The sequence below is a fragment of the Gammaproteobacteria bacterium genome (assembly GCA_028817225.1).
Lineage (GTDB): Bacteria > Pseudomonadota > Gammaproteobacteria > Poriferisulfidales > Oxydemutatoraceae > Oxydemutator.
Genome location: JAPPQC010000038.1, coordinates 1 through 21,954, shown reverse-complemented (window position 1 = coordinate 21,954; position 21,954 = coordinate 1). Strand labels below are relative to the sequence as shown.

The window sequence follows — 21,954 nt, the reverse complement described above, 5'->3', positions numbered from 1 at the left end:
CGCTGTACGGCGATGCCGACGCGGTCGCGCAGGTTCGGCAGGCGGTCGCCGAAGGCCCGCCGCCGGCGCAGGTCACCGATTTGCAGAGCGAACCCGCGACAGCCCCGGCGCCCGGCGATTTCACCATCGGTTAAACACAACGGCTTCGGGCGACCCGGAAACAAACTCAGGCGGCCCGCTCAGCCGAACCCGATTTCACCATCGGCTGAACGCGGCGGCCTCAAGCGGCCTGTTCAGTCAAACTCGGTGTCTTTCCAGTGGCGGATTTCGCCGAAGATTTCGGCGTAGCCTTTCAGGCCGGCGCGGCGGCGGCGCGCCGCCTCGATGACCGGCGGCTCGTCAAAACGCAGAAAAGGGTTGGTCTCGCGCTCCGTCGCCAGCCGCGACGGCACCGTCGGGCGTCCGGCCTCTCTCAGCGCCCGCGCCTCCCGCTCGCGCCTGAGCAGCGCCTCGTTGTCCGGCTCGACCCACTTCGCAAAGGCGATGTTGTCCAGCGTGTATTCGTGCGCGCAATAGATTTCGGTCGTGTCCGGCAGCGCCCTCAACTTCGACAGCGACGCGCACATCTGCACCGGCGTTCCCTCGAAAAGACGACCGCAGCCGCAGGCGAAGATGGTGTCGCCGCAAAACAGGCGCCCGCCGCCGGCAGGCGTGCCTTCCGCATAGTATGCGATGTGCGTGCGCGTGTGCCCGGGCACCTCGAACACCTTGAATTCCGCCGGCAGAAAATCCAGATGCACGCGGTCGCCCTCGCCGACGACGCGCGTCACCCCGCCGATGCGCTCGTCGGCGGGGCCGCAGACTTCCGCATCGGGAAACAGCCGCAGCAGGCGCTCCACGCCGCCGATGTGGTCGGCGTGGTGATGGGTGATCAGAATCGCCGACAACTCCAGGCCGCCGACGCGCAATGCCTCAATGACCGGTTCGGCGTCGCCGGGGTCCACCGCCGCGGCCCGCCCGTCGCGGCCAGCCAGCAGCCACAGGTAGTTGTCGCTGAACGCCGGGATGGTCCGCACCGACCACACTAATCGGGCACCTCGCCGCTTTTCTGCTGCCAGTTGACCGGCTGCGCCGGGACGATCGTTGAAATCGCGTGTTTGTAGAGCATCTGCACGGTGTTGTTCTTGAGCACGATGACGAACTGGTCGAATGCGTCAATTCTCCCCTGCAACTTGACGCCGTTGACCAGATAGACCGAAACCATGATGCCGGCCTTGCGCACGGTGTTCAGAAACGGATCCTGGATGTTCGGCCCCTTCGGCGCAGAATACTGTCCGCGTTTGATTGCGTGGATATTATCCGGTTGCATTGTGTTGATAGACTCCTGTTTGTTTTTCGATTTCCGCGGCAATCCGCGCCCAGTCGGAACGGTCGCTGAAGTGAACCTGCAAGTTTGGCATCCGGCGCATCCATGTCAACTGCTTTTTCGCGAGTTGCCGGGTCGCGCAGACCGCCCGCAGGCGCATTTCGCCGAACCCGCAATGCCCGCACAGATGTTTCCAGGCCTGGCGGTAGCCGACCGCGCGCATGGACGGGCGCGACAGGTCCAGGTCGCCGCGCAGCATCAGGCCGGCGACTTCGTCGAGCAGGCCGGCGCGCAGCATGCCGTCAAAGCGGCGCTCGATGCGCCGGTGCAGACGGGCGCGGTCGGCGCAATCCAGGCCGACGCGGTGAATGCGCCCCGCCAGCGGCGGCGGCGCGCGGTGCGCGGCGCGCTGCCACTGGCTGAAGGGGCGCCCGCCCGACAGGCAGACTTCCAGCGCGCGCTGCACGCGCTGCGAGTCCATCGGGTGGATGCGCGCCGCCGACGCCGGGTCAAGCCGCCTCAATTCGTCGTGCAGCGATTGCAGCCCCTCGCGGTGCGCGCGCGCCTCGAGCGCGCCGCGAACGGACGGGTCGGCGCCGGGCATCGGCGCCAGGCCGTGCTCCAGCGCGTGAAAGTAAAACATCGTGCCGCCCGCCAGCAGCGGCACGCGACCGCGGCCCTGTATCGCCCGCACCGCGGCGGCGGCGTCGCGGCAGAACGCCGCCGCCGAATAACCCTGCGCCGGGTCGCGGATGTCCATCAGGTGATGCGGCGTTCGCGCGCGCGCCGCCGCGCCGGGCTTGGCGGTGCCGATGTCCATGCCTTTGTAAATCAGCGCCGAATCCACATTGACAATCTCGCACGGAATCCGCCGCGACAATTCCGCCGCCAGCGCGGTCTTGCCGCTCGCGGTCGGCCCCATCAGGAAGATCACGCAGCCGCGAGCCATCGCGGCGCCCGCAGAATGCCGGTCATTGGCCCCGTTTGAACAACTTGTCCAGTTGCTCCATGCCCAGTTGCGCCCAGGTCGGGCGGCCATGGTTGCACTGGCCGCTGCGCTCGGTTTTCTCCATGTCGCGCAGCAGCGCGTTCATCTCGTCGAGCGACAGCATGCGGTTGGCCCTGACCGAGCCGTGGCAGGCCATCGTTGACAGCACCGCGTCAAGGTCTCGCTCAATGCGCTGCGACGCGCCGTGCTCGGCCAGGTCGGAGAGCACATCGCGCAGCAGTTGCGCGGCGTCGGCGCCGTCCAGCAGCGACGGGATGCGGCGCACCGTCAGCGTGGCGGGGCCGGTGCGGTCAACGCCGAGACCGGCGCGCTTCAATTCATCGGCGTGGCGTTCGCAAAGGTCGGCCTCGTGTTCGCCGACCTCGACCGGCACCGGCACCAGCAGCGGCTGTTCGCGTATGCCCTGCCCTTTGTGCGCCTGTTTCAGCCGCTCGTAGGTGATGCGCTCATGGGCGGCGTGCATGTCCACCAGCACCATGCCCTTGTCGTTCTGTGCGACGATATAGACGCCGTGTATCTGGCACAGCGCGTAGCCGAGGGGCGGCGGCGCGCCGGCGTCCGCGCCCGCGTCCGGGGCCGGGGTGGCGGTGTAAGACGGCGGCGGCCGGTCGCTGATGCGGTGGTAGAAGTTGGTCGCCGACAACGACTGCGGGCGCGGAATGTGCAGCGGCGGCGCGCCCCCCGCCGCATGCGGGTTTTCGTTGATCAGCGCGCGCTGGTGCTCGGCCAGGTTCGGCGTGTCGGCGGGCGTCAGTCCGGCGATCGCGCGCTTCATCGTCACGCGGACAAAGTCGTGCACCAGCCGCTGGTCGCGGAAGCGGACTTCGTGCTTGGCCGGGTGCACATTGACATCCACCGCAGACGGCTCAATGTCCAGGTACAGCACATAATACGGATGGCGGCCATGGTAGAGCACATCCTCGTAGGCCTGCCGGGCGGCGTGGCCGACGGTCTTGTCGCGCACGACCCGCCCGTTGACATAGCAGAACTGCATGTCGGGCTGGCTGCGCGACACCGTCGGCGCGCCGATCCATCCCGACACCTCGAGGCCGTCGGTGCGGCCTTCAAAGCGGGCGCAATGCTCGGCGAAGGCCGCGCCGAGTATCTTGCGCAGCCGCCGCCGGCATTGCGCCTCGCCGTCGGCGGCCTCGAAATGAAAGATCGTCTTGCCGTCGTGCTCGAGAATGAACTCGACATCAAAGCGCGACAGCGCGATCTTGTGGAAGAACTGCTGGATGTGGCCGAACTCGGTGCGGTCGGTCTTCAGGAACTTGCGGCGCGCGGGCACGCTGGAAAACAGGTTGCACACCTCGACGACGGTGCCGCGCCGCGCCAGCGCGCACGGCGCCGGTTCATCAAACTCGCCGTCGCCGCGCGCGCGCAGGCGCCAGCCGGATGCGCCGCCGCCGGTGCGCGACGACAGCGTCAAATCCGACACCGACGCGATGCTCGGCAGCGCCTCGCCGCGAAAGCCGAAGTCGCGCACCTGCGTCAGGTCGTCGAACGCGGCGATCTTGCTGGTCGCGTGCCGCGCCAGCGCGAGGGGCAATTCGTCTTTCGGAATGCCGCGGCCATTGTCGGAGATTTCAATGCGCTTGACGCCGCCGTGCTCGATCCGGGCGCGCACGCGGGTTGCGCCGGCGTCAAGGCTGTTTTCAACCAGTTCCTTGACGACGGAACCCGGGCGCTCGATGACCTCGCCCGCCGCAATCTGGTTGATCAGGCGCGACGGCAGCACCTGGATGGGGCGGCTCACCGGCACGGCGGGCCTTCTGCTACAATGGCCGCGATTGCGCTCATCATGCGAATTATACAGAGCACGCCGCCGATGCGCCCGCCCGCCGCCGATGCCGATTCAGATTTATCCCGACCACCGCGCCTGCGATTCAGTCCGCAACCTCTACCTTGACGACCCGCTGCTGCGCCGCGACGGGCCGCTGGTTTACGGCAATTTTCTGGCCAGCCTTGACGGCCGCATCGCCGTCGTCAGCGACGGCCTCGCGCAGCTGCCGCAGCAACTGACCAGCGACGGCGATTTGCGCCTGTTCCTTGAACTCGAGGCGCAGGCGGACTGCGTCGTCACGCACGGCGGCTACCTGCGCGCGCTGGCCGAAGGCCGCCTCGGCGACATCCTGCGAATGGAAGACCCGGAACTGAAAGCATGGCGGCAATCGCGCGGCCTGGCCGCACAGCCGCTGATTGCGATTTGCAGCGCCACGCTGGACTTTCCGCTGCCCGGCCATCTTGATTTGCAAAGGGTTCGCATCATCACCGGCGCGCGGCACGACCGCAGGCGCCGCGCGCAATGGGAGCAAAAGGGCTGCCGCGTCGTTGCAACCGGCGGCGACCGGGTCGAGGGCAAGCCGCTGGTGGAGCACCTGATTGGCGACGGCTGCCGGCGCATCTATCTGGCCGCAGGCCCGGAGTTGTTCGAGTCCTGCATCGCCGGGCGCTGCCTTGACTATCTTTATCTGACGCTGTCGTGCCAACTGCTCGGTGAACGGGACTTTGTGACGATGATTCCGGGAAAACACGCGCTCGGCCATTGCCGCCTGAAACCCGCGCGTTTGATTTTGGACCGCTCGCCTTCGCTGCAATACGACCAGATTTACGCGACTTTCAAGTGCGATTACGAGTAAAACGACGGGTGCGACAGCGAGTGCAACAACGGGGCGGCGCCGCGCTGCAACACCGGCGCGGCGCGCGCGCGCCTCAAATCAGTTCGCAGCCGTTCATGTACGGTTGCAGCGCCGGCGGTATCCGGATGCGCCCGTCCGCGGTCTGGTGGTTTTCCATCAGCGCAATCAGCGTGCGCCCGACCGCCAGCCCCGAGCCGTTCAGCGTGTGGACGAGCGCGGGCTTGCCGCCGCCGGGGGCGCGCACGCGCGCCTTCATCCGCCGGGCCTGAAAATCCAGCATGTTGCTGCACGACGAAATCTCGCGGTAGCGGCCCTCCCCCGGCATCCAGACCTCGATGTCGTAGGTCTTGGCCGAGGCGAAACCGAGGTCGCCCGCGCACAGGACGACGACGCGGTACGGCAGTTCCAGCAGATCCAGCACCGCCTCCGCGTGCGCCGTCAATTCCTCCAGCGCCTGCCACGACTGCCCGGCGGCGACGACTTGCACCAGTTCAACCTTCTCGAACTGGTGCTGGCGAATCAGGCCGTGCGTGTCCTTGCCGTAGGCGCCGGCCTCGGAGCGGAAACAGGGCGTGTGCGCGACCAGTTTCAGCGGCAGCGCGCCGTCCTCGATGATGCGGTCGCGGCACAGGTTGGTCAGCGACACCTCGGCGGTCGGAATCAGGTAGAACGGGTTGTCGGTTTGCAGTCTGAACAAATCGCCCTCAAACTTCGGCAACTGGCCGGTGCCGGTCAGCGCGTCGGCGTGGACGATGTAGGGCGCGTACACTTCGCGGTAGCCGTGGCGGCCGGCGTGCAGTTCCAGCATGAAGCGCGTCAGCGCGCGCTGCAATTGCGCGAGGGCGCCGTAGAGCACGCAGTAGCGCGAGCCGGATATCTTCGCCGCCGCCGCGATGTCCAGCAGGCCGGATTGTTCGCCGAGCGCGACATGGTCGAGCGGCTTGAAGTCGAAACTTCGCACATCGCCGCGGCGGCGCACCTCGACATTGGCGCTCTCGTCGGCGCCGGGCGGCACCGATTCGTCGGGGATGTTCGGCAGGTTCAGCAGAAACCCGTTGAGTTCGTCCTGCAGGCCGGCGAATTGCGCGCGCTTTTCTTTCAGACGCTTTTTCAGACGCCCGACCTCGGCGGGCGGCTGCGCCGCGCCGCCGCCGCCGGCCCTGCGTTCGCCCGTCTCGCGCGATTGCCGGTTGACCTCGGCCTGCAAGCCCTCCAGTTCGACCTGCAGGGTCTTGCGCCGGTTTTCCAGGTCGCGGTATGCGGCGGGGCCGTAGTCGCCGCCGCGCAGCGCAAGGCGCCTGAAAACGCCGTCCGGGTCGTTGCGCAGCAATCTGGGGTCGAGCATAGTGTCTGGTGCGGTGCGGCGCGCGGCGGCGCGCGGCCTTCATCGGCCTTTGCAGGCGTTTATAATAGCCGACAACTCCGGGAAATAAAAACCAGATGCACCAGGACCTCGCACTTTTCACCGTCTTTCTGATCTTCACCGGCGCCGCCGTCATGGCCACTCTGGCGCTGTTCACGCGGCAGACGATGCTGGTCGCCTACATCGTCCTCGGCCTGGTGCTGGGGCCCGCCGGCTTCGGCCTGATAGAGGACTCGACCGGCATCGCCGAAATATCGGAGATCGGCATCGCCTTTCTGCTGTTTCTGCTGGGGCTGGATTTGTCGCCGGTCAAACTGCTGAAAATGCTTCAGGCGACCGCCGCACCGACGGTGCTGAGCTGCCTGGTGTTCGCGTCCGTCGGCCTGCTGTTCGGTTACGCGACCGGGCTCAGCACGGCGGAAATCCTGGTGCTGGCCGCCGCGCTGATATTTTCAAGCACGATCATCGGCCTCAAACTGCTGCCGACGACGGTGCTGCACCACAAGCCGACCGGCGAGACCATCATCAGCGTGCTGCTGCTGCAAGACCTGCTGGCGGTGCTGATTCTGGCCGCCCTCCACGCCTTCGCCGGCGGCGACAGCGCCGACGCCCGGCAGATACTGCTGCGGCTGATGTCGCTGCCGCTGCTGGTCGCGCTCATTTATGTGCTGCAACGCTATGTCATTCTCAAACTGCTGCGGAAGTTCGACAAAATCAAGGAATACATTTTTCTGCTGATGATCGGCTGGTGCATCGGCATCGCGCAGATGACGGCGTGGCTCGGCCTGTCCTACGAAATCGGCGCCTTCATCGCCGGCGTCATTCTCGCGGCCAACCCGATTGCGCTGTATGTCGCCGAGTCGCTGAAGCCGCTGCGCGACTTTTTCCTGATTATCTTCTTCTTTTCGCTCGGCAGCGGCATTGACTTGTCGGCGCTGCAAGCGGTGCTGCTGCCGGCGGTGCTGCTGGCCGCCCTGGTGCTGCTGATCAAGCCCGCCGCCTTCCGCCTGCTGCTGACGCGCGCCGGCGAAGACCGCGAACGCGCGCGCGAAGTCGGCGTGCGCCTCGGCCAGGGCAGCGAATTCTCGCTGCTGATCACCGCGCTGGCCCACGAACTGCACCTGATCGGCGCCAACGCCGCGCACCTGATCCAAATCGCGATGCTGATTACCTTCATGGTCTCCCCCTACCGAATCGTCATGCGCTACCCCACCCCCATCGCCCTGACCGACCGCCTCCGCCGCGACTGAACCCGCCCGCCGCGTCAGCGCCGCCAACTTGTGCGCGCGTGCAAAAACCGGCGCACCCTGTCGAGGCTGTCCCGCGTCGCCACCTCGTCATAAACCAGCCGGTGGCCGTAATAGACGCCGTTGACGCCGGGCACATCGAAACTGTGGTACGCACCCGGGTAAACGACCAACTCAAAATCGCGCCCGTTCGCGGGGCCGATTGCCATCTGCCGGCATTGCCGGGCCGGAGTCCAGTCGTCGAGCGCGCCAATCAACACCAGCGTGTCGGCAACCAGCGACGGCAGGCCCGGCAGGCAGTACGGGTAAAACGCGATGATGCCTTTCAGCCCGGTGAAAGCAGGCGATGGCCGATGGTGGGCCAACATCACTGCGGTGGCGCCGTGCGACATGCCCATCAGAAAAATATTGCCGGCGTCCAGTTCCGCGCTGCGCAGGACATGGCGTATCGCGGCGCGAACATCATCCAGGCGTCTCGACGGGGGAATGGCCATGACATCATTGCAAATATCGGAACGGCCCCGGCGCGTGAAACTGTCCACCTTGAGCACCGCATAGCCCCAGGCATTCAACTGTCCGCTCCAGAAGCGGTTGCGCGCCGGCACGATGCCGGAGCAGCCGTGCAGGTCAATGACGACCGGATGGGGCGGCGAAGTCGCCGGAAAATAAATCCGCGCAGTGACATTGCGCGTGTCGCCGCCGATGCCGGATGCCTGCAATTCCACCCGACTGCTTTGCGACGACGCGCAGCCGAACAGCAGCGCGGCGGTGAAAAAGCCGCACAGAACCCTCATGTGTCGCCGGGCCGGGTGCGGGGTGGGGGGAGGCAGGCGAGGAGCAGGCCGGAGAGGAAGCCGCCGAGGTGGGCGGCGTTGGCGATGTGGATGCCGATGAGGGAGAAGACGCCGGTCATGCCGAGCGCCATCCAGACCAGCAGGAAGGCGACGACGCCGGGCGGCAGATGCAGCGGCGATGCCGGGCGGGAACGGCCCGCCAGCCAGCAATAGCCGAGCAGGCCGTACACGACGCCCGACATGCCGCCGAACAGGCTTCCGGGAGCGTGCCAGTACTGGCTTACATTCGCGCACAGCGCCGTCACCGCCGCGATGAGCAGCAATCGGGCGCTGGACTGCGATGATTCGACGCGGCGCCCCAAATCGGCCAGCCACAGCAGGTTGAACACCAGGTGGATGGCGCCGAAGTGTAGAAACGCCGGTGTCACGAAACGCCACCACTGGCCGCCGACGGCAATGGCGAGGTCCTCGAAAGACAACAGATGCACGAGAAAGATATTCCTCGTCCAGACCAGCCAGGCGCCGGCGATGCTCAGCAGCGCCAGCAGAATGACCACGGGATAACGCCCGACCACGGCGAACACGCGGCGCCTGTCCGGCCAGCGCAGCGGCGAAGCATCGGGTGCGGCGGCGGCCAGTTCAAGGTCGCCCGCCTGCCACTGCTCAAACCGGCGGCGCACGGCGGAAACCTCGCCCTGCTCCGCAACCAGCACGACCTGGCGCCCTCCCCGCTCGACGATGCGGTGAAAAATGCCGTGCTCCGACAAATACCGGCTGAACGGCCTCAAATCCTCGTCGAGCGGCGTCTCGACTGCGCTGAACCACTGCATGACCGACGAATTTTATCAGGCCGGCGATGAAAACAGATATGATGGCCGGTTATGCTGCCCTTTCTAATCACCGCGGCGGCGGTCATCGTCGTGCTTGTGCTGGCGCGCTGGCTCAAGCGGCAACCGCCGCGCGTGCGCCGCAAATATCTGCTGTATGCGGCGGTCGCCGTGCTCGTCGCGCTGGCCGCCACGGGGCGGCTTCACTGGCTGGCGGCGGCGGTCGGCGCGGCGCTGCCGCTGCTGTACAAGTTGATTGCGCTGGCGCGGTTTGCGCCGCTGTTCACGCGGGTGTTTCATCATTTCAATTTCGGCTCGCAGGGGCACGCCAATTTTCAGAGCCGCTCGCTGCTGCTGGAAGTCAATCCGCTGACCGGCACCGTGGACGGGCGCATTCTCGCCGGGCGCTTCAAGGGGCGCCGCCTCAGCAGTCTGGGCCGCGCCGACCTGGATGCGCTGATGGAGGAGTTTCAGAAGAACGACCCGCAAGCGGCTGAACTGCTGCAAAGTTATCACCGGATGCATTCGCAGCATGCGGCGGGCGGCGAGGCGCGGCAGGCGGCCTCTTCCGGCCTCAGCGAGGAAGAAGCCTGGCGCATCCTCGGCCTGAAACCGGGCGCCGCGCGCGAGGCGATTATCGAGGCGCACCGGCGCCTGATTCAGAGGCTGCACCCCGACCGCGGCGGCTCGGCCCACCTTGCGGCGCTGATCAATCAGGCGAAAGACCTGCTGCTGAAATAACCCGCCCGCAGCCCGACAGACGATGCCGAAAGCCGCGCACAGAATGATGCGGATTGCCGAGCCGGTCATTCCGGTCATCAACCGGCTCGCGGCGCGCCGCGCCGGCACGATTTCACTCGGACAGGGCGTCGTGTTCTACCCGCCGCCGCCCGCCGCGCTGCAACGGGCGGCGGCGCAGATGAACGATGCCGGGCGCCATTTTTACGGCCCGGTCGAGGGCATCGCCGCGCTGCGCGAGGCCATCGGCGGCAAACTCGCGCGGCGCAACGGCATCACCGTCGGCGACGGCACATCGGTGTTCGTCACCGCCGGCGCCAACATGGCGTTCAACGCGCTGGTGCTGGCCGTCTGCGACCCCGGCGACGAAGTCATTTTGCCGGCGCCTTGGTATTTCAACCACCAGATGACCGTCGAGATGTGCGGCTGCCACGCGGTCGTCGTTGAAACCGGGGAGCGCCATCACCCCGTCGTGGAGCGAATCGAGGCCGCGATAACGCCGAGGACGCGCGCGGTGGTCACCGTCTCGCCGAACAACCCGACCGGGCGCGTTTATCCGCAAGCGCTGCTGACCGCCGTCAACCGGCTTTGCGCCCGGCGCGGCATCTATCACATCAGCGACGAGGCCTACGAGGACTTCACCTACGAAGACCACCGCCACTTTTCGCCGGGCGCGCTGCCGGGCGCCGGCGCGCACACGCTGTCGCTGTTCACACTGTCCAAGAGTTACGGCATGGCGTCGTGGCGGGTCGGCTACATGGTGATACCGGACAGCCTGCACGACGCGATGACCAAGGTGCAGGACAACATCCTGATTTGCACGCCGACCATCTCGCAACTCGCTGCCGTGCAGTGCCTTGACGGGGAGCGGGATTACCTGCGCGAACAGCGGTCGCTGATTGAAACCAACCGCGCGCTGTGCCTGGAGCAACTCGGGGCGTTAAGCGAAGAAGGCCTGGTCGAGCCGCCTTCCGCCGAAGGCGCGCTCTACATCTTCCTGAAAATGAAGCGCCGCTGCGACGATTACCGACTGGCCGAAACGCTGGTGCGCGAGCACGGCGTCGCGGTGATTCCAGGCTCGGCATTCGGGCCGTGCGACGGCGCCTGCCTGCGAATTTCCTACGGCGCGCTGCCGCCCACCGCCATCGGCGAAGGCGTCGGGCGTCTTGTTGGCGGGCTGCGTGAATGCCTGCGCGGTCAGAAGCCCGAATAAGCGAGACTGTCGTAGATGTGAAAGCCGCCGAGGTAGGTGCCCGCCGCCGATCCCAGCGTGCTCAATATGAAAATCAGCAGCGTTCTCGCCACCCGGTTGCGCCGCCATCCCGCGAGTTTCGCGGTGTCCGTCCTGAGTCGCTCAAAATCGGCCACGCGCGGTTTCCTCAAATAGAGTTCAACAGCCGCCGCGACCATGCCGGCGCCGATGGCCGGGTTGATGGAAGTCAGCGGCGCCGCCACAAAAACCGCCGCGACCGTCAGCCAGTGCGCCGAGGCGAGCGCCGCCCCCAGACCGGCCAGTCCGCCGTTGATCAGTATCCAGTCCACTATCAGGCTGATGCCGAGATCAAAATCGCGCATGAAACCGGCGGCAAAGCCGGCCAGAATCGCGGCGACAATCGCCCACGGCAGCCATTTCCACCAGCGCGCGGGCGTCGGCGTTGTTTCATGGCGGGCGATGATGTCGTCGGCGGACTCAGAATCGGCGGCATCGCTTAATTCCCGCCGCAGGCCGTCAAGGTGCCCGGCGCCGACGACCGCGAGCAACGAGGCCGGCTTGTGCTCCGACACGAACTTGCGTATTTTGGCCGCCATGTAGCGGTCGCGCTCGCCAATCAGCACTTCCTCCAGTTCTCCCTCCATCAACGGCAGATGGCGGAACGCGGTCTCCAGGGTTTCGCTGCGCTTGACTTCCTCGACATCCTCTTCCGAAATCTCGTCGGTGTAGAACAGGCCGGCCAGCAGGCCCGACAGCAGCGCCGGCCTGCGCCACCAGGAAACGCCGAAGTACAGGCGCTTCAGCGTCAGGCCGACTTCGCGGTCAATGACGGCCAGCGGCAGGCCGCGGCTTGCGGCCAGCGCTACGGCCTCTTTCAGTTCGCCTCCGGCCTCAACGCCGAAACGTTCGGCGATACGCTGCTGGTAGCCGCCGAGAACCAGCAGCGCGGCGATGGCGAACACGCGGCGCTCGCGGATGACCTGCCACAAATCCATGCGCGCAAGCGAGCCGGGGTCGGTAATCGCCTTGTGGCGACTCATGCACAACTCGACGGCGACGGCGTCGTATTCGCCGCTGTCAATCAGGTCGCGTACTTCGCGCCGGCTGGATTCCGAGACATGCGCGGTGCCGAGAATGCCGATGCGGGTTCCCTCCAGTTCAAGCGACACGAACGGCTCGTCCTGCGCCGCCGGTGCGTCGCCGTCGTGCGGCGTTTCCGGCTTGTCTTTCATCAGGGGCTTATCCATCGGGGGCCTGTCCGCACACCGGGCATTGCGGATTTTTTCTCAGCGCGACTTCGCGCCACTGCATTTGCATCGCATCAAACAGCAGCAGGCGCCCTGTCAGCGCGGAACCGATGCCAAGCAGCAGTTTGACGGCCTCTATCGCCTGCAAACTGCCGATGACGCCGGTCAGCGGCGACAGGATGCCGGTTGTGACGCAGCCTTCGTCTTGGGCTGCGCCTTCCGGGTACAGGCACTGGTAACAGGGGCTTTGCGGGTGCGACGGCGCGAACACGCTGATCTGGCCTTCCATGCGGATGGCCGCGCCGGAGACCAGCGGCACGCGCGCTTCCCGACAGGCGCGGTTCAAGGCATAGCGTGTCTTGAAATTGTCCGAACAATCGAGGGCGACATCGCAGCGGGCGACCAGCGGGCGCAATGTTTCAACGTTCATGCGTTCGCTGATTCCGGTGACAGCCACTTCGGGGTTCAGGCCGGCGAGGCGCGCCTTCGCCGAGTCGGTCTTCGCCTCGCCGACGGCGCCGCTTGCGTGCACAATCTGCCGTTGCAGGTTGGACAGGTCCACGACATCGTCGTCGGCGAGAATCAGCCGGCCAACGCCGCCGGCAGCGAGATACATCGAGGCCGGCGAACCCAGCCCGCCGACGCCGACAATCAACGCCGTCGAGCGCAGCAGTTTTTCCTGCCCTTCAACGCCGATTGGCGGCAGCAGAATCTGCCTGCTGTAACGCAGCAGCTGGTTGTCGTCCAGTCCCGGCATCGGGCGTCAGGATTCGCGCCGCTTCTTCCAGGCCTCCTGCTGCTCCGGCGTCGCCGGTTTCTGGTGGCGGGCCTTCCATTCGGGATAAGGCATGCCGTAAACGATTTCGCGCGCCTGTTCGTAATCCACGGCGACGCCCCGTTCCTCGGCGGCGGCCTTGTACCATTTGGCGAGGCAGTTGCGGCAGAAGTCCGCCAGATTCATCAGGTCAATGTTCTGCACATCGGTGCGCGCCCGCAGGTGCTCGACCAGCCGCCGATAGACGGCGGCCTCCACTTCGGTTCTGGTTTGTTCGTTGACTGGCTCGTTGACTGGTTCGTTGGTGTGGGACATTTATTTCTCCTTGCAGGCGGCGATGCGGTGAACTGCGTATATTATAGGGCAGCATGGAAACACCGCCCTGCCCAATCAATGAAATCACCGGCGTCATCCTCGCCGGCGGGCGCAGCGCGCGCATGGGCGGCAGGGACAAGGGCCTGATTCCGCTGGCGGGGCGCCCGTTTATCGAGCATGTCATCGAGGTCATCGCGCCGCAGACGGGCGCGCTGATTATCAGCGCCAACCGCAGCCTTGAGCGTTACCGCGCCTACGGCTACCCGGTGGTGACCGACGGCCTCGACGGCTTTCAGGGGCCGCTCGCCGGCATCTGCGCGGCGCTGGCCGAAACCGCCACGCCCTACGCGGCGGTCGCGCCGTGCGACACGCCGCGCCCGTCGAAGGATTTGGTGCGGCGTCTGTACCAAACCTTGTCGGAAAACCGGGCGGACATCGCCGTCGCCGGTGATGGGCGGCGGCTGCACCCGGTGTTCTGCCTGCTGAAGACATCGCTGCACGGCTCGCTGCACGATTTTCTGGACGGCGGCGGGCGCAAGATAGACCGCTGGTTTGAACAGGCGGAAACCGCCGTCTGCGACTTCAGCGACCAGGCCGAAACCTTCGACAACCTGAACACGCCCGAAGACCTGGCGCGGGCCGGCACCCTGCCATGAAAGCGCCCGTTCCCGTCGTCGGCTTCTGCGCCCACAGCGGCACCGGGAAAACCACGCTGCTGGTCCAACTGCTGAAAATCCTGCGGGCGCGGGGCGTGCGCGTCGGCGTCATCAAGCACGCCCACCACAACTTCGACACCGACCGGCCCGGCAAGGACAGTTACGAACTCAGAAAAGCCGGCGCGCAGCGCATGCTGGTGTCATCAAAGCGGCGCTGGGCGCTGGTCAACGAGCATGTCGGCGAAGACCGGGAGACGCCGCTTGAGGAACTGGTGGCGATTGTCGGCGGCGCGCCGCTCGACCTGATACTGGTAGAGGGTTTCAAGCACGAGCCGTTTCCAAAGATTGAACTGCACCGCAAGGAATTGAAGCGCCCTCTTCTGTACCCGGAAGACGGCAACATCATCGCGCTGGCGACCAACGACAAGCCGGACGCCGACATCGGCATTCCGGTTCTTGACATTGACAATCCGCGTGCCATCGCCGACTTCCTCGCCGCGCTGGTGGCCGGCGACGCCTGAATGATATATACTTGTGGATTACCCCGGCGGAATTGCCCCCGCAAAAATGACACAAAAGAAAATCAAACTGACCGAATCCGGCTCCGGCGGCGAGAAGGAAGTCGAGTTGCCCGTGCTGGAATCAACCGCAGGCGCCGATATCATCGACATCCGCCCGATACACGCGGAACTGGGCTATTTCACCTTTGACCCCGGCTTTGTCTCCACCGCCAGTTGCGAAAGCAAGATCACCTACATTGACGGCGGGCGCGGCCTGCTGAAATACCGCGGCTACCCGATTGAGCAACTGGCCGAAAAGAGCAACTTCACGGAAGTCTGCTACTTGCTGTTCTACGGCGAACTGCCCGACCGCCGCCAACTTGATGAGTTCAACCAGAGCCTTCTTCAGCACAGCCACATTGACGAGAAAACCATGGGCGCATTGCTCGGCTGTTTCGGCAGGGAACGCCACCCGATGGCGATGCTGATGGCGGCGGTCAGTTACCTGGCAGCGCTCTACCACGACGAGACGGCGGTGCACGACCCGCAGTACCGCGAACTTTCGGCGCACCGTCTGATTGCGAAAATGGCGACCATCACCGCCTGGCTGATGTGCCACCGCAACGGCGACGCTTTCCGGCGGCGCAACCCGGCGCTGTCGTACACCGAGGGTTTTCTGCAGATGGCGTTCGGCAAGTTTGACGGCAAGGCGTCGTTGAGGAAAACATTCGTTGACGCGATGGACCTGATTTTGATTCTGCACGCCGACCACGAGCAGAACGCCTCCACCTCGACGGTGCGCCTCAGCGGAAGCACCGAGACCAACCCGTATGCGGCGCTGGTCGCCGGGGTCGCGTCGCTGTGGGGGCCGGCGCACGGCGGCGCCAACGAGGCGGTCATCCGCATGCTGGAGGACATCGTCGAGTCGGGCGAGTCGCTTGAGTACTACATTGACCGCGCCAGGGACAAGAACGACCACTTCCGGCTGATGGGGTTCGGGCACCGGGTGTACAAGAACTACGACCCGCGCGCCAAGATCATCCGCCAGACCTGCCACAACCTGCTGTCGGAACTTGATGTCGGCGGGGACAACCAGCCGTTGCTGGAGACCGCGAGGCAACTGGAGAAAATCGCGCTGGAAGACGACTATTTCATCTCCCGCAAACTCTACCCCAATGTGGATTTCTATTCGGGGATTATCCTGAACACGATGGGGCTGCCGCGCGACATGTTCACGGTCATCTTCGCGCTGGCGCGCACCATCGGCTGGATCAGCCACTGGAACGAGATGATGGCCGACAAGCACACGCGCATCGGGCGCCCGCGGCAGTTGTACACCGGGCGCTGCGAAAGGGCCTTCACGCCGATTGGGGAGCGCTGACGGCGCCGCTCAGCGCGCGTCCGCCGCCTGCTCCCGCGCCGCTTCGTCAAGAAACCGCCGCACCACCGGCGCAAAACGCTCCTCGTCAATGAGGAAGGAGTCGTGCCCGTAAATCGAGCCGAGTTCGACGAATTCCACCTCCCTGCCGGCTTTTTCCAGGCCCGCCGCGATTTCCTTCTGCTGCTCCAGCGGAAACAGGATGTCGCCGGTCACGCCGACAATCAGCGAACGCCGGGTGTGTATTCTCGCAAGCCCGGCGTTGACCGAGCCGCCGTGGTCGGCGACATCAAACCAGTCCATCGCCCGCGACAGGCACAGGTAGCTGTTGGCGTCGAATGTCCTGACGAATTTGCGGGCGTTGTAGTCGAGATACGACTCAATCTCGAACTCGATGGCAAAAGGCCCCTGCGGGCGCCTTTCCGGCGGCATTCTCGCGCGGTTGAAGCGGTGGCGCCATTCGGCGGCGGCGCGGTAGGACATCAGGCCCAGTTTGCGCGCCAGCACCATGCCGCAGTCGGGGCCTTCCTCCCCGAAATAATCGCCGCCGTTCCACCCCGGGTCGCAGCGGATGATCTCGCGCTGCAACGAGCGCAGGGCGATGGTGAAGGGCAGCGCGCGGGTCGCCGCCGAGATGCAGGCCAGGTAGTTGACTTCACCGGGGTACTGAAGCGCGTACGCCAGCGCGCTCATGCCGCCCATGGAGGCGCCGACGACGGCGAACAGATGCTCGATGCCGAGGTCGTTCAGGGCGTGGTGCCCGGCCTTGGCGATGTCCTCGATCGTCAGTTCCGGGAAACCGGCGCCGTAGGGCCTGCCGGTCGCCGGATTGGTCGAGGACGGCGATGTGGAGCCGAAGCAACTGCCGAGCGAATTGACGCAGATGACATGGAAACGGTCGGTGTCAATCGGCTTGCCGGGGCCGATCATGTATTCCCACCAGCCGGGCGCCGGGTCTTGCGACGACGAGCAGGCGTGCGCCGACGGCGACAATCCGGTGAAGATCAGGATTGCGTTGTCGTGGTTCTGCGAAAGTTCGCCCCATGTCTCGCAGGCAATCTGCACTTCCGGCAGGCGGCCTCCGCGGCGCATGACAAAACCGCTCATCCCGTAGTCGCCGGACAACTTGACGATGCGGGTCGCTGGCGGGGTGCGTATCATCGCCGCATTATTCCGCGCCGTCCTTGCCGCGGCAAGCCGGTATGCCGGCCACGCAGAGTATCGCAATCAGGCCGACCAGGATGACCAGGCCGCGCGCCGGCCATGTTTCAAGGAACAGAAACGCCGAGGACAGGAACGCCGCGGCAAGCACCGCGACCGCCATCAGTTTGACCTTTCTCTCAAGGCAGCGGTTTTGCTCCCACTGGCGGATAACCGGCCCGAAATAACGGTTTGTCAGTAGCAGCCGGTGGAATTTCTCGGAAGAACGCGCGTAGCAGGCGGCGCCGACAATCAGAAAGGGCGATGTCGGAATCAGCGGCAGTATCAGCGCGATCACCCCCAGAAAAGTGCAAATGTGCCCCGCCGCGAAAAAGAGCCTGCGCTTGATCAGGTTTGATTCGATGAAAGTGCCGGGCTTATCCATTGATTTGTTTCTCCGCGATTTGCAGCAGCAGGTCGGCGACGGGTTCGTCCGCCTGCCCCAGATAACCGCACAGGTGAATTTTGACCGCCGGGCGCTCCTTTTGCTTGCGTGAAATCTCGGCGGGAATGTCTTTCGCGACATGGTTGCCCTCGGCCAGGAAGTACGGCAGCGCGTACACCTCGTCGGCGCCGGCGTCAATGCACTGCTGTATGCCGTCGGCGATCGAAGGCTCGGCCAGTTCGAGAAAGGCGTGGCGCACGCAGTGGAAACGGTCGCCCGCCTTGCGCCGCAACCGCTCCGCGAGTTGGCCTATCTCGTCGTTCGAGGCCCGCCGGCGGCTGCCGTGGGCAATCAACAAAAGTGCCTTCATCATCTGGTAATATTCGCCGTCAACCGCAAAACGGAGTCCGGTGAAAACGCAACGACAGATTATAAAAGGATTGGCGGCGGCGCGCAAAGGAACCGCCGCCGGGTGCGCCCTTGCGCTGCTGCTCGCGTTGCAGCCCGGCTGCGGCGGGATGCGCACGCTGACCAACATTGGAAAAACCGAGATTGACATGGCGACCGGCACCACCATCAAGGCGCTGAACGAATACCTGCGCCAACTGGCGCTCGCGCTCTACCGCCACAATCCGGATGAACTGGGCAGGGTGCCCGGCGCCACGCTGGAAGCCCGGATGGAGCAAATCATCGAATATCCGCTGGAGGTCGCATACGAGGAGACAGGCCACAAGCAGGGCGTGCAGGCCGTTGAACTGGCCTTCGACCCGGCCTATCGCGGCGACAGGGTGTTTGCGATGATGCTCGGCATCAGCGGCATGATACGCGGCGCATACAACGGCCAGAGGGAAATCTTCATGTTCGACTTTCTGGACGCGCAAAAACTCTACAACAGCGCCCGCAACCTCGAGATATGGAAGGAGAGACTCCGGCGGCAGTCCGGCCCGGCGCCGGTCCGCACCGGCGACGGCGGGGTTTTCACGGCCATCGACAAAATGACGGCGCTGCAGGATTTGACGGCCACGGTTTTCGAGAACAAGGGCGACCGCCTGATCAACCGGACGATACACGGGGCGGCGACGGTGTTTTTGCCGGTCGGCCTCTGACAGACAAACAAGAGTGAATAAACAAGGCGCGGGGGAAGCAGGCGCGCCGGGCGGCGTTACGCCCCCATGTTCTTGATGATCTCGTCGCCGAAGCCGCTGGTGGTGACGAGGACGGCGCCCGGAATCAAACGCTGCAATTCGGCGTCCACATCCTGGCGGCTGCTGATTTTGCGCCCGCGGGTGAAGATGCCGCCGCGCACGCGGGCGAGGTCGTAGGTCAGCGTCTTCGCCGCGATGGCGCCGGCGATGCCTTTCAGCACCAGGTCCGCGGCCTCGAGCCAGCCGAGGTGGCGCAGCATCATCTCCGCCGACAGGATGATGGAGCCCGGGTTCACCCGGTTTTTCCCGGCATACTTCGGGGCGCTGCCGTGCGTCGCCTCGAAAACCGCGACGGAATCGGACATGTTGGCGCCGGGCGCGATGCCGATGCCGCCGACCTGGGCGGCCAGCGCATCGGAGATGTAGTCGCCGTTCAGGTTCAGCGTCGCGATGACATCGTATTCGTCCGGCTTCAGCAGAATCTGCTGCAGGAAGTTGTCGGCGATGACATCCTTGATGATGATTTCATGCCCGTTCCCGGGGTGGCGGATTCTGTGCCACGGGCCGCCGTCAACCGGCTCGGCGCCGAATTCGCTCACCGCCAGTTCATACCCCCAGTTGCGGAAAGCGCCTTCGGTGTATTTCATGATATTGCCCTTGTGCACCAGCGACACCGAACTGCGGTCGTTGTCGATCGCGTAGCGAATGGCTTTTCTGACAAGCCGCTGGGAGCCTTCCCTGGAAACCGGCTTGATGCCGATGCCGCAGGAGTCGGTGAAGCGAATGCCGCCGACCTCCATCTTGCCGGTCAGAAAATCGAGAACCTTCCGGACTTCCGGGGAATCCGCCGGCCATTCGATGCCGGCGTAGATGTCCTCGGTGTTCTCGCGGAAAACCACCATGTCGGTCGTCTCCGAGTCTTTCATCGGAGTCGGGGTTCCCGGAAAATAGCGGATGGGCCGGACGCAGGCGTACAAATCCAGTTCCTGGCGAATCGCCACATTCAGCGAGCGCATGCCCTCCCCGACCGGCGTGGTCAGCGGCCCCTTGATTGCGACCGAGTATTCCCGAATCAGGTCGAAGGTCTCGCGGGGCAGCCACTCGTTGTAGAGAGCCATCGCCTTCTCGCCGGCGTACACCTCCATCCATTCAATCCGCCTGCGGTCGGCGTAGGCGCTGTCAACGGCGGTGTCCACCACGCGCTGCATGACCGGCGTTACATCCGCGCCGATGCCGTCGCCCTCGATGAACGGAATCACCGGGCGGTCGGGCACCTCAAAGCCGCCGGCGGCGGCCCGGATGCGCCCGCCCTGCGGCGGCTTGCGGACATGGCTGGAAACCGGCGGCGTCATCGCTCGCTGCAATCGTGCTGTGCGCGGCGGCGGCGAATCAGAACTGGTCTTCTTCGGTCGAGCCGGTCAAGGCCGTGACCGACGAGGAACCGCCCTGAATGACCGTCGTGACATCGTCGAAATAACCGGTGCCCACTTCCGCCTGGTGGCTGGAGAATGTGTAGCCCCTGTCGATCGCGCCGAACTCTTTCTCCTGCACCATCTCGACATAGGCTTTCATTCCGGTCTCGACATAATGGCTGGAAAGGTCGAACATGTGGTACCACATGTTGTGGATTCCGGCCAGCGTGATGAACTGGAATTTGTAGCCCATGGCGCCGAGTTCGCGCTGGAATTTCCCGATGGTCGCATCGTCGAGTTTCTTCTTCCAGTTGAACGAGGGCGAGCAGTTGTAGGCGAGCATCTTGCCCGGATATTCCTTGTGAACGCCCTCGGCGAAGCGGCGCGCGTCGCCGAGGTCGGGCACCGCGGTCTCGCACCACAGCAGGTCGGCATAGGGCGCGTAGGCGATTCCCCTGGCAATGGCCTGGTCGAAGCCCGCCTTGGTGCGGTAAAAGCCCTCGCCGGTGCGCTCGCCGGTGATGAACGGCTTGTCCCGCTCGTCTATGTCGGAAGTCAGCAGGTCGGCGGCGTGCGCGTCGGTGCGGGCAAGCAGCAGTGTCGGCACGCCGCAGACATCCGCCGCAAGCCTTGCCGCAATCAACTTCTGCACGGCCTCGCGGGTCGGCACCAGCACCTTGCCGCCCATGTGCCCGCATTTCTTGACCGCCGCCAACTGGTCTTCGTAATGCACGCCGGCGGCGCCCGCCTCGATCATCGCCTTCATCAATTCAAAGGCGTTCAGGACGCCGCCAAAACCGGCCTCGGCATCGGCGACGATGGGGGCGAAGAAGTCCGTCTCGTGTTTGCCTTTGGCCCACTCAATCTGGTCGGCGCGGGCGAATGCGCTGTTGATGCGCCTGACCACGGCGGGAACCGAGTTGGCCGGGTACAGGGATTGATCCGGGTACATCTCGCAGGCGAGGTTGGCGTCGGCGGCGACCTGCCATCCGGACAGATAAATGGCCTTGACGCCGGCCTTGACCTGCTGCATCGCCTGGCCTCCGGTCAGAGCGCCCAGGCTGTTGATGTAGGGCTCTTCGTTCAGGAGTTTCCACAATTTCCCGGCGCCCCTGCGGGCCAGCGTATGCTCCACGCTGACGGAACCGCGCAGGCGCACGACATCCTCGGCCCGGTAGCCGCGCTTAATCCCCGCCCAGCGGGGATTTTCATCCCAATCCTTCTGGATTTCGGCAATCATGTTTTTTCTGCTCATGGCGTGCCCTTTCCTCCCGTTTGTGTAAGGCAGACCGGGTATAATAGCAACTTCCGCCGCCTATTTCACCGAAAATTTCATGAAAACCGCCGACCTCTGCGATTCCTTTCCCGACCGCGTGGCCGTCGCCCGGCCGGTTCTGCGCGACTTCGGGGGCGCCAGGTCTTTCCACGGCGCCATCGCGACGGTGCAATGCTTCGAGGACAATTCGCTGGTCAGGAAGACGCTTGAAAGCGACGGGCGCGGGCGGGTTCTGGTCGTGGACGGCGGCGGCTCAATGCGCCGCGCCCTGCTCGGCGACCAACTCGCCGAACTCGCAATCCGCCATCACTGGAGCGGCGTCGTCATCAACGGCTGCATCCGCGATTCCGCGGTCATCGGAACCCTGCCGCTCGGCGTCAAGGCCCTCGGCACCCACCCGCTCAAAAGCGAAAAGAAAGACCGCGGCAAAGTCAATCTGCCGGTCTATTTTGCTGAAATTGAATTTACGCCGGGGGCGTGGCTTTATGCGGATGAAGACGGGGTTGTTGTGGCGGCGGAGGTGTTGGAG

The 21,954-nt window shown here is 65.0% G+C and carries 24 protein-coding genes; 9 read left to right on the top strand and 15 right to left on the bottom strand.

Features of this window, described 5'->3' with window-relative positions:
- Positions 1–233: 233 nt before the first annotated feature.
- Genes gloB through mutL form a run of 4 tightly spaced genes read right to left on the bottom strand, consistent with a single transcriptional unit; the run spans position 234 to position 4,071 of the window.
- On the bottom strand, positions 234–1,025 hold the full coding sequence (gene gloB / locus OXU50_05330; GenBank protein MDD9869296.1) for a hydroxyacylglutathione hydrolase: 792 nt from the start codon (positions 1,023–1,025) through the stop codon (positions 234–236).
- Complete coding sequence (gene hfq / locus OXU50_05325; GenBank protein ID MDD9869295.1) at positions 1,025–1,309, bottom strand: RNA chaperone Hfq; 285 nt, start codon at positions 1,307–1,309, stop codon at positions 1,025–1,027. The genes gloB and hfq overlap by 1 nt, the downstream gene beginning before the upstream one ends.
- Complete coding sequence (miaA, locus tag OXU50_05320) at positions 1,296–2,255, bottom strand: tRNA (adenosine(37)-N6)-dimethylallyltransferase MiaA (protein ID MDD9869294.1); 960 nt, start codon at positions 2,253–2,255, stop codon at positions 1,296–1,298. The genes hfq and miaA overlap by 14 nt, the downstream gene beginning before the upstream one ends.
- A 22-nt stretch (positions 2,256–2,277) precedes the next feature.
- The gene (gene mutL, locus OXU50_05315; GenBank protein ID MDD9869293.1) at positions 2,278–4,071 is read right to left on the bottom strand and encodes a DNA mismatch repair endonuclease MutL; all 1,794 of its coding nucleotides are present in this window, start codon (positions 4,069–4,071) and stop codon (positions 2,278–2,280) included.
- Positions 4,072–4,162: 91 nt separating this feature from the next.
- Between mutL and OXU50_05310 the strand changes: the two genes are divergently transcribed.
- Positions 4,163–4,954, top strand: a complete 792-nt coding sequence (locus OXU50_05310; protein MDD9869292.1) for a dihydrofolate reductase family protein — start codon at positions 4,163–4,165, stop codon at positions 4,952–4,954.
- A 73-nt stretch (positions 4,955–5,027) separates the two neighbouring features.
- On the opposite strand, the gene serS is transcribed toward OXU50_05310, so the two are convergent.
- Complete coding sequence (serS, locus tag OXU50_05305) at positions 5,028–6,299, bottom strand: serine--tRNA ligase (GenBank protein ID MDD9869291.1); 1,272 nt, start codon at positions 6,297–6,299, stop codon at positions 5,028–5,030.
- Positions 6,300–6,394: 95 nt separating this feature from the next.
- Here serS and OXU50_05300 point away from each other — a divergent pair, with 95 nt between their 5' ends.
- A complete protein-coding gene (locus tag OXU50_05300; GenBank protein ID MDD9869290.1) occupies positions 6,395–7,567 on the top strand; it encodes a cation:proton antiporter in 1,173 nt (390 codons plus the stop codon).
- A 14-nt stretch (positions 7,568–7,581) separates the two neighbouring features.
- Here OXU50_05300 and OXU50_05295 read toward each other — a convergent pair whose 3' ends face one another.
- Entirely contained in the window at positions 7,582–8,358 is a 777-nt protein-coding gene (locus OXU50_05295; protein MDD9869289.1) for a dienelactone hydrolase family protein, read from the bottom strand.
- Entirely contained in the window at positions 8,355–9,188 is an 834-nt protein-coding gene (locus OXU50_05290) for a rhomboid family intramembrane serine protease (protein ID MDD9869288.1), read from the bottom strand. The genes OXU50_05295 and OXU50_05290 overlap by 4 nt, the downstream gene beginning before the upstream one ends.
- A gap of 51 nt (positions 9,189–9,239) precedes the next feature.
- Between OXU50_05290 and OXU50_05285 the strand changes: the two genes are divergently transcribed.
- Positions 9,240–9,926 carry a molecular chaperone DnaJ gene (locus OXU50_05285; protein MDD9869287.1) on the top strand — a complete coding sequence of 229 codons (687 nt, stop codon included), beginning with the start codon at positions 9,240–9,242 and terminating at the stop codon, positions 9,924–9,926.
- 22 nt (positions 9,927–9,948) lie between these two features.
- Entirely contained in the window at positions 9,949–11,136 is a 1,188-nt protein-coding gene (locus tag OXU50_05280) for a pyridoxal phosphate-dependent aminotransferase (protein ID MDD9869286.1), read from the top strand.
- On the opposite strand, the gene OXU50_05275 is transcribed toward OXU50_05280, so the two are convergent.
- The 3 genes from OXU50_05275 to OXU50_05265 are packed head-to-tail and all read right to left on the bottom strand — an operon-like array spanning position 11,121 to position 13,473.
- A complete protein-coding gene (locus OXU50_05275) occupies positions 11,121–12,368 on the bottom strand; it encodes a TraB/GumN family protein (GenBank protein ID MDD9869285.1) in 1,248 nt (415 codons plus the stop codon). The two genes, OXU50_05280 and OXU50_05275, sit on opposite strands and share 16 nt — an antisense overlap.
- A gap of 7 nt (positions 12,369–12,375) precedes the next feature.
- Positions 12,376–13,131 carry a molybdopterin-synthase adenylyltransferase MoeB gene (gene moeB / locus OXU50_05270; GenBank protein ID MDD9869284.1) on the bottom strand — a complete coding sequence of 252 codons (756 nt, stop codon included), beginning with the start codon at positions 13,129–13,131 and terminating at the stop codon, positions 12,376–12,378.
- A gap of 15 nt (positions 13,132–13,146) precedes the next feature.
- Positions 13,147–13,473 carry a DUF1244 domain-containing protein gene (locus tag OXU50_05265; GenBank protein MDD9869283.1) on the bottom strand — a complete coding sequence of 109 codons (327 nt, stop codon included), beginning with the start codon at positions 13,471–13,473 and terminating at the stop codon, positions 13,147–13,149.
- Positions 13,474–13,526: 53 nt separating this feature from the next.
- Here OXU50_05265 and mobA point away from each other — a divergent pair, with 53 nt between their 5' ends.
- The 3 genes from mobA to OXU50_05250 are packed head-to-tail and all read left to right on the top strand — an operon-like array spanning position 13,527 to position 16,010.
- Positions 13,527–14,129, top strand: coding sequence for a molybdenum cofactor guanylyltransferase (mobA, locus tag OXU50_05260; protein MDD9869282.1), 603 nt, complete (start codon positions 13,527–13,529; stop codon positions 14,127–14,129).
- Positions 14,126–14,650 carry a molybdopterin-guanine dinucleotide biosynthesis protein B gene (mobB, locus tag OXU50_05255; GenBank protein ID MDD9869281.1) on the top strand — a complete coding sequence of 175 codons (525 nt, stop codon included), beginning with the start codon at positions 14,126–14,128 and terminating at the stop codon, positions 14,648–14,650. The genes mobA and mobB overlap by 4 nt, the downstream gene beginning before the upstream one ends.
- 46 nt (positions 14,651–14,696) lie before the next feature.
- Positions 14,697–16,010 carry a citrate synthase gene (locus OXU50_05250; GenBank protein MDD9869280.1) on the top strand — a complete coding sequence of 438 codons (1,314 nt, stop codon included), beginning with the start codon at positions 14,697–14,699 and terminating at the stop codon, positions 16,008–16,010.
- A gap of 9 nt (positions 16,011–16,019) precedes the next feature.
- Here the strand turns inward: OXU50_05250 and OXU50_05245 are convergent, their stop codons facing one another.
- From OXU50_05245 to OXU50_05235, 3 genes are all read right to left on the bottom strand, one after another.
- Positions 16,020–17,114 carry a homoserine O-acetyltransferase gene (locus tag OXU50_05245; GenBank protein ID MDD9869279.1) on the bottom strand — a complete coding sequence of 365 codons (1,095 nt, stop codon included), beginning with the start codon at positions 17,112–17,114 and terminating at the stop codon, positions 16,020–16,022.
- A gap of 61 nt (positions 17,115–17,175) precedes the next feature.
- Complete coding sequence (locus OXU50_05240; GenBank protein MDD9869278.1) at positions 17,176–17,592, bottom strand: YbaN family protein; 417 nt, start codon at positions 17,590–17,592, stop codon at positions 17,176–17,178.
- Positions 17,585–17,965, bottom strand: coding sequence for a CbiX/SirB N-terminal domain-containing protein (locus tag OXU50_05235; GenBank protein ID MDD9869277.1), 381 nt, complete (start codon positions 17,963–17,965; stop codon positions 17,585–17,587). Before OXU50_05235 ends, OXU50_05240 begins: the two co-directional genes overlap by 8 nt.
- A gap of 37 nt (positions 17,966–18,002) precedes the next feature.
- Here OXU50_05235 and OXU50_05230 point away from each other — a divergent pair, with 37 nt between their 5' ends.
- Positions 18,003–18,698 carry a hypothetical protein gene (locus OXU50_05230; GenBank protein MDD9869276.1) on the top strand — a complete coding sequence of 232 codons (696 nt, stop codon included), beginning with the start codon at positions 18,003–18,005 and terminating at the stop codon, positions 18,696–18,698.
- 56 nt (positions 18,699–18,754) lie between these two features.
- Here OXU50_05230 and icd read toward each other — a convergent pair whose 3' ends face one another.
- The gene (icd, locus tag OXU50_05225) at positions 18,755–20,089 is read right to left on the bottom strand and encodes an NADP-dependent isocitrate dehydrogenase (GenBank protein ID MDD9869275.1); all 1,335 of its coding nucleotides are present in this window, start codon (positions 20,087–20,089) and stop codon (positions 18,755–18,757) included.
- 37 nt (positions 20,090–20,126) lie between these two features.
- Positions 20,127–21,404, bottom strand: coding sequence for an isocitrate lyase (gene aceA / locus OXU50_05220; GenBank protein MDD9869274.1), 1,278 nt, complete (start codon positions 21,402–21,404; stop codon positions 20,127–20,129).
- A gap of 79 nt (positions 21,405–21,483) precedes the next feature.
- On the opposite strand from aceA, the gene rraA reads away from it, so the two are divergent.
- Positions 21,484–21,954, top strand: a 471-nt coding sequence (rraA, locus tag OXU50_05215; protein MDD9869273.1) for a ribonuclease E activity regulator RraA, incomplete at its 3' end; no start/stop codon positions are given.